Source organism: Pseudomonas sp. LBUM1647, from assembly GCF_059716175.1.
The window spans coordinates 2892036-2905950 of record NZ_CP166809.1 but is presented as its reverse complement, the minus strand read 5'-3'; the positions used below and the strand labels follow the sequence as shown (position 1 = coordinate 2905950).

14 protein-coding genes are annotated in these 13915 nt (G+C 62.6%); all 14 read left to right on the top strand.

Going from position 1 to position 13915, the window contains the following annotated elements; all coding sequences use genetic code 11:
* The first annotated feature begins 83 nt into the window (after window positions 1-83).
* The 14 genes from ACA059_RS13240 (at window position 84) to ACA059_RS13175 (ending at window position 13876) form a co-directional block, all read left to right on the top strand.
* Window positions 84-1523 (top strand): M15 family metallopeptidase, encoded by a 1440-nt coding sequence (locus ACA059_RS13240; protein ID WP_497634180.1) that lies wholly within the window; start codon window positions 84-86, stop codon window positions 1521-1523.
* Window positions 1524-1631: 108 nt separating this feature from the next.
* Entirely contained in the window at window positions 1632-2303 is a 672-nt protein-coding gene (locus tag ACA059_RS13235; protein ID WP_497634178.1) for a GntR family transcriptional regulator, read from the top strand.
* A 113-nt stretch (window positions 2304-2416) separates the two neighbouring features.
* Window positions 2417-3349, top strand: a complete 933-nt coding sequence (locus ACA059_RS13230; RefSeq protein WP_497634176.1) for a 4-hydroxyproline epimerase — start codon at window positions 2417-2419, stop codon at window positions 3347-3349.
* The gene (locus ACA059_RS13225; RefSeq protein WP_497634175.1) at window positions 3346-4461 is read left to right on the top strand and encodes an NAD(P)/FAD-dependent oxidoreductase; all 1116 of its coding nucleotides are present in this window, start codon (window positions 3346-3348) and stop codon (window positions 4459-4461) included. The genes ACA059_RS13230 and ACA059_RS13225 overlap by 4 nt, the downstream gene beginning before the upstream one ends.
* Complete coding sequence (locus tag ACA059_RS13220; protein ID WP_008157207.1) at window positions 4454-4690, top strand: (2Fe-2S)-binding protein; 237 nt, start codon at window positions 4454-4456, stop codon at window positions 4688-4690. Before ACA059_RS13225 ends, ACA059_RS13220 begins: the two co-directional genes overlap by 8 nt.
* The gene (locus tag ACA059_RS13215) at window positions 4687-5943 is read left to right on the top strand and encodes an FAD-dependent oxidoreductase (RefSeq protein WP_497634174.1); all 1257 of its coding nucleotides are present in this window, start codon (window positions 4687-4689) and stop codon (window positions 5941-5943) included. The genes ACA059_RS13220 and ACA059_RS13215 overlap by 4 nt, the downstream gene beginning before the upstream one ends.
* Before the next feature lie 74 nt (window positions 5944-6017).
* Window positions 6018-6767, top strand: a complete 750-nt coding sequence (locus ACA059_RS13210; RefSeq protein WP_497634173.1) for an AraC family transcriptional regulator — start codon at window positions 6018-6020, stop codon at window positions 6765-6767.
* 249 nt (window positions 6768-7016) lie between these two features.
* Window positions 7017-7835 carry an ABC transporter substrate-binding protein gene (locus ACA059_RS13205; RefSeq protein ID WP_095132633.1) on the top strand — a complete coding sequence of 273 codons (819 nt, stop codon included), beginning with the start codon at window positions 7017-7019 and terminating at the stop codon, window positions 7833-7835.
* Window positions 7836-7845: 10 nt separating this feature from the next.
* Window positions 7846-9624: a cis-3-hydroxy-L-proline dehydratase gene (gene lhpI / locus ACA059_RS13200; RefSeq protein ID WP_497634172.1), complete on the top strand. Its 1779-nt coding sequence runs from the start codon at window positions 7846-7848 to the stop codon at window positions 9622-9624.
* Window positions 9617-10282, top strand: coding sequence for an amino acid ABC transporter permease (locus ACA059_RS13195; protein WP_008157202.1), 666 nt, complete (start codon window positions 9617-9619; stop codon window positions 10280-10282). Before lhpI ends, ACA059_RS13195 begins: the two co-directional genes overlap by 8 nt.
* A 10-nt stretch (window positions 10283-10292) precedes the next feature.
* Window positions 10293-10943 (top strand): amino acid ABC transporter permease, encoded by a 651-nt coding sequence (locus ACA059_RS13190; protein ID WP_462046335.1) that lies wholly within the window; start codon window positions 10293-10295, stop codon window positions 10941-10943.
* Window positions 10936-11658: an amino acid ABC transporter ATP-binding protein gene (locus ACA059_RS13185; protein ID WP_461970621.1), complete on the top strand. Its 723-nt coding sequence runs from the start codon at window positions 10936-10938 to the stop codon at window positions 11656-11658. Before ACA059_RS13190 ends, ACA059_RS13185 begins: the two co-directional genes overlap by 8 nt.
* Window positions 11659-11792: 134 nt before the next feature.
* Entirely contained in the window at window positions 11793-12821 is a 1029-nt protein-coding gene (locus ACA059_RS13180) for a trans-3-hydroxy-L-proline dehydratase (protein ID WP_497634171.1), read from the top strand.
* Between the two features lie 137 nt (window positions 12822-12958).
* The gene (locus ACA059_RS13175; RefSeq protein ID WP_237881750.1) at window positions 12959-13876 is read left to right on the top strand and encodes a dihydrodipicolinate synthase family protein; all 918 of its coding nucleotides are present in this window, start codon (window positions 12959-12961) and stop codon (window positions 13874-13876) included.
* Window positions 13877-13915: the final 39 nt, after the last annotated feature.

The following is a 13915-nucleotide window of genomic DNA, read 5'->3' as shown; positions in this document are numbered from 1 at the left end:
GTAAAAAATCATACGAGAGGCGAGCCTTGAACATTCGATCGTCCAAAACCCTGACGGGCAGATCAAACCACCATCGTTGCGCAATGGATCAGCAAAACAGGCTCTCGCGGCCTTGGTTGCGATGGATCCTGTGCCTGAGCATTGTCGTGCCCTGCACGGCCGGTGCAGAGACACGACCCGAGAACATGGTGTATCTGCGTGCGATTGATCCGGGCATCGAGCAAGACATTCGCTATGCCAGCGCTCACAACTTCACCGGGCACCCACTCGACGGTTACGCCGCGCCACAGTGCCTGTTATCGCTGGACGCCGCCAAGGCCCTCGCCCGGGTACAAACAGCATTGCGGGCGCAGGGCTACGGTTTGAAGGTGTTTGACTGTTATCGACCGAGCCGTGCCGTTGCCGATATGGGGCGCTTCGCTTTGGTGCCGGGTGACCCGCGCAAGGCCGAGTTCTATCCGCGTGTGGACAAGCAGGACTTCTGGCGCCTGGGTTACGTGGCCCGGGTGTCGAACCACTCCAAAGGCTCAACCGTGGATCTGACACTGACCGGCCCGGATGCCCTGCCCGCCGATACCTGGACACCTTCAGCCGGGCAAGTCGATTGCACGGCCCCCTATGGCCAGCGTTGGCGCGACGGCGCGCTCGACATGGGCACCGGTTTCGATTGTTTCGATGAGCGAGCGCATACCGACAACCCGACGATCAGCGCTGCCGCCAGGGTCAATCGCCAGAAGCTCAGCAGGGCCATGGAGAAAGAAGGGTTTACCGGGTACTCGAAGGAATGGTGGCACTTCACCTACAGCGGGGAAGGTTCTCCGAAGAACGTCATGGACTTCCCCGTCACGCCGCTGGGTCCACGCGATGTTCTCGACACCGCCAATCAGCTGATTGTGGTCACCACAAAAAACTGGACTGACATCCAGGGCACGGCCCAGCGCTATGAACGGCAGGGCAACACCTTTCGTAAATACGAAGGATCGTTTCCGGTGGTGGTCGGGAAGAGCGGGCTGGCGTGGGGCAAGGGCCTGAGCAGCGTTGAGCAACGCGAAGGTCCAGTCAAACGTGAAGGCGATGGAAAGGCGCCTGCCGGGGTGTTCAAACTGGGGACGGCGTTTGGCTACGACCGTACGGCCGACACCAAACTGCCTTACCTGGCGCTCACCCCGACCATCGAATGCGTGGATGACAGCCACTCAGCACGCTATAACGAGCTGGTCGACGGAGCGACTGTTTCGAAAGACTGGAACAGCTCCGAACGTATGCGTCGCGATGACGACATGTATCGAAAAGGCATTTTCATCGAGCACAATACGCTGGCATCCCCCGCCTCGGGCTCGTGCATTTTCTTCCACATCTGGCGGGGCGCCACCTCGCCGACGCTGGGTTGCACCGCCATGGATCAAGCGGATATTTCTCGCTTGTTCGATTGGCTGGATCCTCGCCAGTCCCCGCTGCTGGTTCAAATGCCTGAGGCGGAATATGAGCACTTGCGCGAACGCTGGAACCTGCCCGAACGTTGATCGCGTCAGCATTGGCAGACGGTGTCTGGAAGTCCTGGCCATTGCCGCAGGAACACTCAGTGCAAATTCGTATACCCTATCTGCAATTCAATCCTAACGATCACGACCGTGGCCCTGACAAAACTCAACGCTCCCGACCTTGGCAATTCGCCTTCGACCTCGGAAATCATCACCCGTCATCTGCGTGACGCCATCGTCGCCGGGCATTTCGCCGAGGACGAGCCGATTCGCCAGGACGACATTGCCCGCCAGTTCAACGTCAGCAAGATTCCGGTGCGCGAAGCCCTCAAGCGCCTGGAGGCTGAAGGCCTGGTGATGTTTCAGCGCAATCGCGGGGCGATGGTCACCCGGGTTTCCGATGCAGAACTGGCGCAGATGTTCGAAGTGCGCATGCTGCTCGAAGACAAGGTGCTGCGCCTGGCCATTCCGAACATGACCGAAGACACCTTCGCGCGCGCCGAACGTATCTGCCAGGAGTTCATCGGCGAAGATGACGTGGGGCGCTGGGCCGAGCTCAACTGGGAACTGCACTCTTGTCTTTACGAACCGGCGCAACGACCGTTTCTGGTCGGCCTGATCCGCTCGGTCAACGACAAGCTTGAGCGCTACCTGCGCATGCAGATGAGCCTGTCGGCCGGCAAGGAACGCGCCGATCACGAACACCGGGAAATCCTTGCGGCCTGCCGCGCCGGTGACGTGGACCTAGCGGTGAAGTTGCTTGACGAGCACATTGCCGGCGTCTGCAAGACCCTGTTCGAGCACCTGCCTCACAGCCACTGACCCCTCGCCGCACTGTGCCGATTTCGTCATCGGCACTGGATAAAACCATCAAGCCGGAAAGCCCCCTCACAGGCCACTCTTTCGTTCACTCATCTGAACGGACGTGCCATCCCATGAAACGCATCACCGTGATCGACTCCCACACCGGCGGCGAACCGACCCGCCTGGTGACCGCCGGTTTTCCTGACCTGGGCAGTGGCAGCATGGCCGAACGTCGACAGCGGCTGGCCGAACAGCATGATCATTGGCGCGCTGCCTGCGTGCTGGAACCACGGGGCAGTGACGTGCTGGTCGGCGCCTTGCTCTGTGAGCCGGTAGACCCGAGCGCCTGTGCCGGCGTGATTTTCTTCAACAACAGCGGTTACCTCGGCATGTGTGGCCACGGCACCATCGGCCTCGTGGCCTCGCTAGCGCATCTGGGCAAAATCGGCCCTGGGGTGCACAGCATCGAAACCCCGGTGGGCACGGTGCAGGCGACGCTGCACGAAGACTATTCGGTCAGCGTGCGCAACGTGCCGGCCTACCGTTATCGCAAAGCGCTGTCGCTGCAGGTGCCGGGTATCGGTCAAGTGACCGGCGATGTTGCCTGGGGTGGGAACTGGTTCTTCCTGATTGCCGAACATGGCCTGCGCATTGCCGGCGATAACCTCGATACGCTGACCGCCTACACCTTCGCCGTGCAGCAAGCGCTGGAGGCACAGGGTATTCGCGGCGAAGACGGCGGCTTGATCGACCATGTCGAGCTGTTCGCCGATGACGAGCAAGCCGACAGCCGCAACTTCGTCCTCTGCCCCGGCAAGGCCTACGACCGCTCTCCGTGTGGCACCGGCACCAGTGCCAAACTGGCGTGCCTGGCGGCCGACGACAAGTTGCAGCCGGGACAGATCTGGCGTCAGGCCAGCGTCATCGGCAGCGAGTTCGAGGGTTCCTACGAACTTCAGGGCGAGCGCATTGTGCCGACCATTCGCGGCCGCGCCTTTATCAGCGCCGAAGCCAGCCTGATCATCGAGCAGGACGACCCGTTCGCCTGGGGCATTCGCCCGTGAACGAGGGCCGGGTGGCCGATGTGATCGTGATCGGCGCCGGCATCATCGGCGCCGCTTGTGCCCAGGCGCTGGCGGGGCGCGGCTTGCGCGTGCTGGTGCTGGACGCCGGCCTGCCCGGCGCTACGGCGGCGGGCATGGGCCACTTGCTGGTCCTCGACGACAACCCGGCCGAACTGGCCCTCAGTCAATATTCCCTGCAACGCTGGCGCGAACTCGCGCCGGCCCTGCCCGACGGCTGCGCCTACCGTTGCAATGGCACCCTCTGGCTGGCCGCCAATGCCGAAGAAATGGCCGTCGCCCACAGTAAATACCTGAACTTGCAGGCCCAGGGCGTGACCTGCGAATTGATCTCCAGCAATGCCTTGCACCAACGCGAACCCGAATTGCGCGAGGGCCTGGAAGGCGGACTGCTGATTAATGGCGACGGCATTCTTTATGCCCCGGCGACCGCCAATTGGATGCTCGACACACCGAACATCAGTCAACGCCGGGCGCGGGTCAGCGAAATCGACGGCAACCGCGTGCGACTCGACGACGGCCACTGGCTGAGCGCCGAAGCGGTGATTCTGGCCAACGGCATCCAGGCCAACGCGCTTTGCCCCGAGTTGCCGATCGAGCCGAAGAAAGGCCACTTGCTGATCACCGACCGCTACCCCGGCAAGGTCACTCACACCCTGGTGGAACTCGGTTACGTCACCAGTGCCCACAACGCCAGCGGTCCCTCGACGGCGTGCAATATTCAGCCCCGGCCAACCGGCCAACTGTTCATAGGCGCCTCGCGACAATTCGGCACCACCAACCCGCAAGTCGAGGGTTGGATGCTGGCGAAAATGCTCCGGCGTGCCACCGACTACATGCCGGGCCTGGCTCAGCTCAACGGTATCCGCGCCTGGACCGGTTTTCGCGCTGCCAGCCCCGACGGTTTACCGCTGGTGGGTCAGCACCCGCAACGCAAAGGCTTATGGCTGGCGGTCGGTCACGAGGGCCTCGGCGTGACGACCGCCCCCGGCACCGCCGACCTGCTGGTCGCGCAGCTGTTCGACGAAACGCCGCCACTGGCCGCGCAACCGTATCTACCGCAACGTTTTCTCGGAGAGCCCGTTTATGCCTGAATTGATGCTGGACGGACGGGCCCTGCGGGTTGCCGAAGGCACCAGCGTCGCGGCTGCACTGGCCCTGAGCGGCGACGGCTGCACTCGCACCTCGGTCAGTGGCCAACGCCGCGCCCCGCTATGCGGCATGGGCATTTGCCAGGAATGCCGGGTGACCATCGACGGTCGACGACGCCTGGCCTGCCAAACGCTGTGCCGTGACGGCATGCACGTGGAGACTCAAGCATGAGCGAATACGCCGACCTGCTGATCATCGGTGCCGGTCCCGCCGGCATGGCCGCCGCGCTCGCCGCAGCGCCAAGCGGCGCGCGCATCGTCCTGCTCGATGACAACCCGCTGCCGGGCGGGCAAATCTGGCGTGACGGACCTCAGGCCAATCTGCCGAACCCGGCGCGTCAGATGCGCGAGCAACTCGAGGCGTGCAGCAACATCCACCGGCACTCCAGCACTCGGGTGATCGCCTGCGCCGGGCCGAAACAACTGCTGGTCGAAGACGCCGATCGAGGCTGGGTGATCGGCTACGACAAACTGATTCTGTGTACCGGCGCCCGCGAGTTGCTGCTGCCCTTCCCCGGCTGGACGCTGCCCGGCGTGACTGGCGCGGGCGGCCTCCAGGCATTGATCAAGGGCGGGCTGCCGGTGCAGGACGAACGCATTGTGATTGCCGGCAGCGGACCGTTATTGCTGGCCAGCGCCGCCACCGCAAAACACAACGGCGCCCGGGTGCTGCGCATCGCCGAGCAGGCCTGTGCGGCCGCCGTCGCCGGTTTCGCCGCGCAACTGCCACGCTGGCCCAACAAGCTGATGCAGTCGGTCACGTTGTTCGACCGCCATTACCGTACCGGAACCCATGTACTGGCCGCCCTGGGCAGTGAGCGACTGGAAGGTGTGCGCCTGCAACAGCAAGGGAAAATCGTCGAACTGGAATGTGATCGCCTGGCCTGTGGCTTCGGTCTGATACCCAACACCCAACTCGGCCAAGCCCTGGGCTGTGAGCTCGATGGCCAGTCGATTGCCGTCGATGCCTGGCAGACCACTCGCCGCGCCGATCACTATGCGGCAGGTGAATGCACCGGTTTCGGTGGCAGTGAACTGGCGTTGGTCGAAGGCGCCATCGCTGGCCACGCCGCGGTCGGTGACGTTGATTCAGCCCGTGCATTGTGGCCGCGTCGTGCGCGCTGGCAGGGTTTCGCCAACGCCCTCAACAAAGCATTCACCCTCGATCCGCAACTCAAGTCGCTGGCGCAACCAGACACGCTGGTGTGCCGTTGCGAAGACGTGCCTTACGGGGTGCTTGCCGGGCACACAGACTGGCGCGAGGCCAAACTGGCCAGCCGCTGCGGCATGGGCGCTTGCCAGGGCCGGGTGTGTGGCGGCGCGTTGCAGCACCTGTTCGGCTGGCAACCTTCGGCGCCACGGCCACCGTTCAGTCCGGCACGGATCGAGACCTTGCTGTGCCTGGACGACACCCCACCGGCGTGAATGCCGGCCCGGGGCTTTCGGGTCCGTCGCCGAGTCTTTATGATCCCGGGCATTGCCTCCAGACGCCCAGCGCCATGTATGCCTCGCTCACTACCTTCAAACCCTGCGACCTGCCCACCCTGCTGAGCAGTCTGCAGCCGATTTCGGCGCTGCTCGACACCCTGTCGGACGTGGTGTTTTTCATCAAGGACAGCGAGGCCCGCTACGCCTTCGTCAACCAGACCCTCGCCCGGCGCTGTGGCTTCAAACACAGTGACGAGCTGCTCGGGCGCACCGCCGACATGGTCTTTCCCGAGCGCTTCGGCCCGCTGTACACCGAGCAGGATCGGCGGGTGCTGTCCACCGGCCGCGAACTGGCCGACCAACTCGAACTGCACCTGTATTACGGCAACCAGCCGGTCTGGTGCCTGACCCACAAACTCGCGCTGCGCGACCTGCAAGGTCGGATCGTCGGCCTGGCCGGCATCTCCCGCGACCTGCAAGCGCCACAGTCCAGCCATCCGGCGTTCCAGAAACTCGCGGCGGTGGACGCGCATATCCGCAGCCATTTCGCCCGCCCTATCAGCCTCGCCGAACTGACCGCGATCGCCGGGTTTTCCGTGGCGCAACTGGAGCGCCATTGCAAACGGGTGTTCCAGCTCACCCCACGGCAGATGATTCACAAGGCGCGCCTGGAAGAAGGCTCCCGACTGTTGCTGCACACCGACCTGCCCATTACCGAGATCGCCCTGCGCTGCGGTTACACCGATCACAGTGCCTTCAGCCGGCAGTTCCGCGCCTTGACCAGCCTGGCGCCGAGTCAGTATCGCGAAAGCCGTCGCTGAGCCCGGGCGAGTGTTCCTTTAAGGGGCGCCCGGCGTTCCCACTGCTCCCTTCTGTAACACCGCCTGATACAGCTACCGAGGCGTTCTTCTCCTACGCCGCGCTCCCACAATCTTGTAAGACCTTTAGCTCAAGGCTTGGCGATTAATTCTCGCCTCGGTTCGGAAACAGGCACGCTCATTGCTAATCAAATATCGTATACGAAATTCACAATACGATATCCAACAGCACTTTCCGACAACGAGGCCTCTATGAAAAACCCCGCATTTGCCGTAGCCCTCAGCGCTGTTCTCAGTACGTCCTTCATCGCCACCGCCCAGGCCGACAAGCTCGACGACATTATCGGTTCGGGCAAGCTGCGCTGCGCCGTGACCCTGGACTTCCCGCCCATGGGTTTTCGCGATGAAGGCAACAACCCGGCCGGTTTCGACGTGGACTACTGCCGCGACCTGGCGAAAATTCTCGGGGTCGACGCGGAAGTGGTTGAAACGCCCTTCCCCGATCGAATCCCGGCGCTGGTCTCCGGGCGTGCGGACGTGATAGTTGCCTCCACGTCCGACACCCTCGAACGGGCCAAGACCGTCGGCCTCACCGTGCCGTACTTCGCCTTCCAGATGGTGGTGCTGACTCGCGACAACACCGGCATCAACAGCTTCGCCGATATCAAAGGCAAAGCCTTGGGCAACACCAGCGGCACCTATGAAGCCATCGCTCTGGAAAAAGACGTGAAGAGCTGGGGCACCGGCACCTTCCGCGCCTATCAGTCGCAGAACGACACGCTGCTGGCGGTCGCCCAGGGCCACATCGACGCCACTGTGGTCACCAACACCGTGGCCGCCGCCACGATCAAGTCGGGCAAATACAAGAACCTGAAAATCGCCGGTAACGCGCCGTACACCATCGACTACGTGTCCCTGGGCGCCAAGCGTAACGAGTATGGCCTGCTCAACTACCTCAATCTGTTCGTCAATCAGCAGGTGCGCAGCGGCCGATACAACGAGCTGTTCACCAAATGGGTCGGCACCGAGATTTCACCCACCGACCTGACCGTGCCCAAGGTCTATTACTGAGGTGTCCGGCATGCCTAGGCCCACTTCTCTGACCGGTCGCAGCCTGGTCGCCGGCGCCGCACAAGGCGCCCTGCTGTTTGCCGATGTCGGTCTGAGTTTCTGGGGCGGGGTCGACCCGTACAGCGGCGAGGTCATTGACCGTCACCACCCGCTGAGCGGCGACTACCTGGCCGGCCGGGTGCTGGCCATTCCCAGTGGCCGCGGCTCGTGCACCGGCAGCAGCGTGCTGATGGAACTGATCAGCAACGGTCATGCGCCGGCCGCACTGGTGCTGGCTGAACCCGATGAGATCCTGACCCTGGGCGTGCTCGTGGCACAGACCATTTTCGAGCGTTCCCTGCCGGTGCTGTGCATCGGCCGGGAGGCCTTCGCCGCCTTGCGCGGCAAAGCCTTTGCTCGGGTCGAAGCCTCAACGGTGACCGTGTTCGAACACCTGCCGGGCGATGCCTGGCAGGCACTCGACAGTCCGTTGCAGACAGCAGCAAAAAGCACCGCTATCGAACTCACCGAACACGATCAGGCGTTGCTCGACGGCGAGCATGGCAAGGCTGCCCAAGTGGCCATGCAGATCGTCCTGCGCATGGCTGAACTGCAAGGCGCCCGCCACTTGGTGGACGTCACCCAGGCACACATCGACGGCTGCATTTATACCGGACCTGCGAGCCTGCGCTTTGCTGAGCAGTTAGTGCAGTGGGGAGCAAACGTGCGGGTGCCGACCACCCTCAATTCCATTTCTGTCGACCAACGCCGTTGGCGCGAGTTGGGCATTGATCCGGCACTCGGCGTACCGGCCAGTGCCTTGGGCGATGCCTATATGGCGATGGGCGCGCAGCTCAGTTTCACCTGCGCACCCTACTTGCTCGACAGCGCGCCGAAGGCCGGCGAGCAAATCGTCTGGGCCGAATCCAACGCCGTGGTTTATGCCAACAGCGTGCTCGGCGCACGCACCCTGAAATACCCCGACTACCTGGATATCTGCATCGCCCTGACCGGCCGCGCGCCGTTGATTGGCTGCCATCTGGACGCCCAACGCAAGGCTCGCCTGCAAATCGAATTACCGGTCTTGGGTGAGTTGGATGATGCCTTCTACCCCCTGCTCGGTTACCACATCGGTGCCCTGGCCGGCAGTCGGATTCCGCTGGTGTTGGGGCTGGAACACAGCAAGCCGAGCCTGGACGATTTGAAAGCCTTCGGCGCCGCTTTCGCCACCACCTCCGCCGCGCCGCTGTTTCATATCGCCGGGGTGACCCCGGAAGCACTCGACCCGACGCGGGTGCTGGAGGCGGATGCCCATGTGCCGGTGGAAAAAATCCGCCTGAAGGATTTGCTGCTCAGCTGGCGCGAACTCAATAGTGCCCGCGACAACCGGGTGGATGTGGTCTCGCTGGGCAACCCGCATTTCTCCCTCAGCGAATTCGCGCATCTGGCGCGGCTGTGTCGGGGTCGGCACAAACACCCCGAGGTGGTGCTCGCCATCACCTGCGGTCGTGCGGTGCTGGAACAGGCCCGCGAGGCTGGACATATCGCGGTGATCGAAGCCTTCGGCGCGACCCTGGTCACCGACACCTGCTGGTGCATGCTCGGCGAACCGGTGATCCCGCTGGCCGCCAAAACCTTGATGACCAACTCGGGCAAGTACGCCCATTACGCACCCGGCCTGGTGGGCCGCAAGGTGCACTTCGCCAACCTCGCCGAATGTGTCGACGCCGCTTGCAGCGCCACCGCCAGCGGTCGTTTGCCGGCCTGGCTGCAATCGGCCGCCTCTCTGGAGAGCCACGCGCATGTTTGATTACACCTTCCAATGGCGCGCGACCCTGCGCGCCCTGCCGGACATGCTCGCCGGCGCCTGGGTCACCTTCGAGACCGCTGCACTGTCGATGATTTTCGGCGTGTTGATCGCCCTGGCCCTGACGGTGATGCGCGAAACCAAACAGCCGTTGTTGCGCGGCATTGGCAATGGCTGGGTGTCGATCGCCCGCAATACCCCGTCGCTGTTCCAGATCTATGTCCTCTACTTCGGCCTCGGCTCACTCGATTTGCATGTCAGCTCATGGTTCGCACTGCTGGCCGGGATCACCTTCAACAACGCTGGTTACCTGGCGGAAAACTTTCGCGGCGGCCTCAAGGCTGTGCCCGGCACACAAGTGCGCGCCGCGCGTTCGCTGGGCATGAGTGCCTTCCAGGCCTACCGGATGATCATCGTTCCGCAGCTATTGCGGATCGTGTTCTACCCGTTGAGTAACCAGATGGTCTGGGCGGTATTGATGACGTCGCTGGGGGTGATCGTCGGGCTGAACAATGATCTGACCGGCGTGACCCAGGATTACAACGTCAAGACGTTCCGCACCTTCGAATACTTCGCCATCGCCGCGGCGTTGTATTACCTGATTGCCAAGGCAATCGTCGCCGTCGCCCGGCTGATGGCCTGGCGGCTGTTCCGTTACTGAGGAGGTGACCATGTTGACCACCAGTTTTTCCTGGAATGACCTGCTGTTCTTGCTTGATGGCGCCTGGGTCACTCTGAAACTCACGTTCTGGTCGATCATCCTCGGCTCCTTCGCCGGGCTGCTGTTTGGCTTGCTGCGGGCGCTGTTGCCGCGTGCCAGCCTGCCACTGGCCTGGGTGCTGGACGTGTTTCGCAGCGTGCCGCTGCTGATCCAGTTTGTCTTGTTCAACTCGCTCAAGAGCATCGTCGGTTTGAACATCAGCGCCTTTAGCGTTGGCTGCATTGTGCTTGGGGTCTACGCCGCCGCGTACTTCACCGAGATCGTGCGCAGTGGAGTGCTTTCGGTGCCGTTCACCCTGCGTCGGGCCAGTCGTTCGCTGGGTCTGAGTTTCCTGCAAGACCTGCGCTGGATCGTCCTGCCGATGGCCACGCGGGTAGCCTTTCCCGGTTGGCTAAACCTGGTACTCAGCGTGATGAAAGACACCGCGCTGGTGATGTGGATCGGCATCGTCGAACTGCTGCGCGCTTCGCAAACCATCGTGACCCGCATTCAGGAACCACTGCTGGTGCTGTGCATCGCGGGCCTCATCTACTACGTCATGAGCCTGGTGGTCGCACGCCTCGGCGCTCGTCTGGAAAGAAGGTGGCAAGAAAATGATTGAGATCGACAACGTACACAAATCCTTCGGCGACCTCGAAGTGGTCAAGGGCGTCAATCTGACGGTGAGCAAGGGCGAGGTGGTGTCGATCATCGGCGGCTCCGGCTCGGGAAAATCGACCCTACTGATGTGCATCAACGGCCTGGAGCCAATCCAGAAAGGCAACATCCGCGTCGACGGTGTCGAGGTCCATCACAGCGCCACGGACCTCAACCGTCTGCGGCAAAAGATAGGCATCGTGTTCCAGCAATGGAATGCGTTCCCGCACCTGACCGTGCTGGAAAACGTGATGCTGGCGCCACGCAAAGTGCTGGGCAAGAGCAAGTGCGACGCCGAGGAACTGGCGGTGAAACAACTGACCCACGTCGGTCTGGGCGACAAGCTCAAGGCCTTTCCCGGCAAGCTCTCCGGCGGCCAGCAACAGCGCATGGCGATCGCCCGCGCCCTGGCCATGTCGCCGGACTACATGCTGTTCGACGAAGCCACTTCGGCCCTCGATCCGCAGCTGGTGGGCGAGGTGCTGGACACCATGCGCATGCTCGCCGAAGACGGTATGACCATGGTCCTGGTGACCCACGAAATCCGCTTCGCCCGCGATGTGTCCGACCGCGTGGCGTTCTTTCGCAATGGTTTGGTGCATGAAATCGGCTCGCCTGATCAGGTCATCGGCAACCCGGTGCACGCGGAAACCGCGGCCTTTCTGAAATCGGTGAAGTAACAGATGGCCTCATCGCGAGCAGGCTCGCTCCCACATTGGCTTGGGTCCGGCCCGGAATTTATGTACAGCCCCAAACCCTGTGGGAGCGAGCCTGCTCGCGATGAGGCCCTAACAGACAAAACAAGGAGCAGACAATGCGTTCATCGAAAGTGATTCACGTGGTCAGCTGCCACGCCGAAGGCGAAGTCGGCGACGTGATCGTCGGCGGCGTCGCGCCACCGCCCGGGGCCACCGTGTGGGAACAGTCGCGCTGGATTGCCAAGGACCAAACCCTGCGCAACTTCGTCCTCAACGAACCGCGCGGCGGCGTGTTCCGCCACGTCAACCTGCTGGTGCCGGCCAAGGATCCTCGGGCGCAGATGGCCTGGATCATCATGGAGCCGGCCGACACCCCGCCGATGTCCGGCTCCAACTCGCTGTGCGTGGCCACCGTGTTGCTCGACAGCGGCATCCTGCCGATGACCGAACCGCAAACCCGACTGGTGCTCGAAGCCCCAGGCGGGCTGATCGAAGCGGTGGCCGACTGCCGTGACGGCAAGGTCGAACGGGTGGAAATCAAGAACGTGCCCTCCTTCGCTGACCGCCTCGACGCCTGGATCGAAGTCGAAGGCGTCGGCTCGTTGCAGGTCGACACCGCGTACGGCGGCGACAGTTTTGTGATCGCCGATGCCAAGCGACTGGGCTTTTCCATTCGTCCTGATGAAGCGGCCGCGCTGGTCGAGGTCGGGCTGAAAATTACCCGTGCGGCCAATGAGCAACTGGGCTTTGTCCATCCGCTGAACCCCGAGTGGTCGCACATTTCCTTCTGCCAGATTGCGGCTCCCCTCGCCTATGAAAATTGCATCGCCACCGGCGCCAATGCGGTGGTGATTCAGCCCGGCAAGATCGACCGTTCGCCCACCGGCACCGGCTGCTCGGCACGCATGGCGGTGCTGCAGGCCAAGGGTTTGATGCAGGTCGGCGAGCGTTTTATCGGCCGTTCGATCATCGGTTCCGAGTTCCATTGCCGCATCGATTCGCTGACAGAGGTGGCTGGACGCCCGGCGATCTACCCGTGCATTTCCGGCCGGGCCTGGATTACCGGCACCCACCAATTGCTGCTCGATCCGAGTGATCCGTGGCCACAAGGCTATCGACTGTCTGACACCTGGCCTGGGGGCTGAGCACAGCCTTACAAGCCCTCACCCAAAACTCTGACCAACGGCTAGCAAAAAACCCCTCGTAACTGAAAAAAGCACTGGCCGAGTCTTTTCACTTACAATATCGTATACGAAATACAATTAACGAACCGGAGGCAACAATGAGCAAGCGCATTAACTGGAGTGGCGTCTTCCCCGCGGTGACCACTCAATTCAACGACGACTTCTCCATCAACCTGGAAAAAACCCACCAGGTGATTTCCAACGTGATCCGTGACGGCGTGTCAGGCCTGGTGGTGTGCGGTTCGGTGGGGGAAAACACCTCGCTGTCCGCCGAAGAAAAAATCGCCGTGACCGAAGTCGCGGTCGACGCTTCCCGTGGTCGCGTGCCGGTCATTTGTGGTGTGGCCGAATTCACCAGCGTGCAAGCGGCCAAGGTCGCCAATGCCGTGCGCCGGGTCGGTGTCGACGGGGTCATGCTGATGCCGGCGCTGGTCTACGGCTCCAAGCCGTTCGAGACCGCCGAGCACTACCGCTACGTGGCGAAGAATGCCGACGTACCGCTGATGGTTTACAACAACCCGCCGATCTACAAAAACGACGTGACCCCGGACATCCTGATTTCCCTGGCCGACTGCGACAACGTGGTGTGCTTCAAGGACTCCTCCGGCGACACCCGTCGTTTCATCGACGTGCGCAATGAAGTCGGCGATCGTTTTGTGCTGTTCGCCGGCCTTGATGACGTGGTGCTGGAAAGCATCGCGGTGGGTGCCGAAGGCTGGGTCTCGGGCATGTCCAACGTGTTCCCGAAAGAAGGCGAAACCATCTTCCGCCTGGCCAAGGCCGGTCGCTTCGCCGAAGCCATGCCGATCTACGAATGGCTGATGCCGATCCTGCACCTCGACGCCCGTGCCGACCTGGTGCAGTGCATCAAGCTATGCGAAGCCATCGCCGGTCGCGGCAGCGCCCTGACCCGTCCGCCACGCCTGGCCCTGCCGGAAGCCGATCGGGTTTTCGTCGAGCAGATCATGGCCAAGGCCCTCGCCAATCGTCCGGAACTGCCGGACGTCGGTCTCTGAGTGATTGCCGGGCGGGTCCTTGAGGACCCGGCCCGGCTG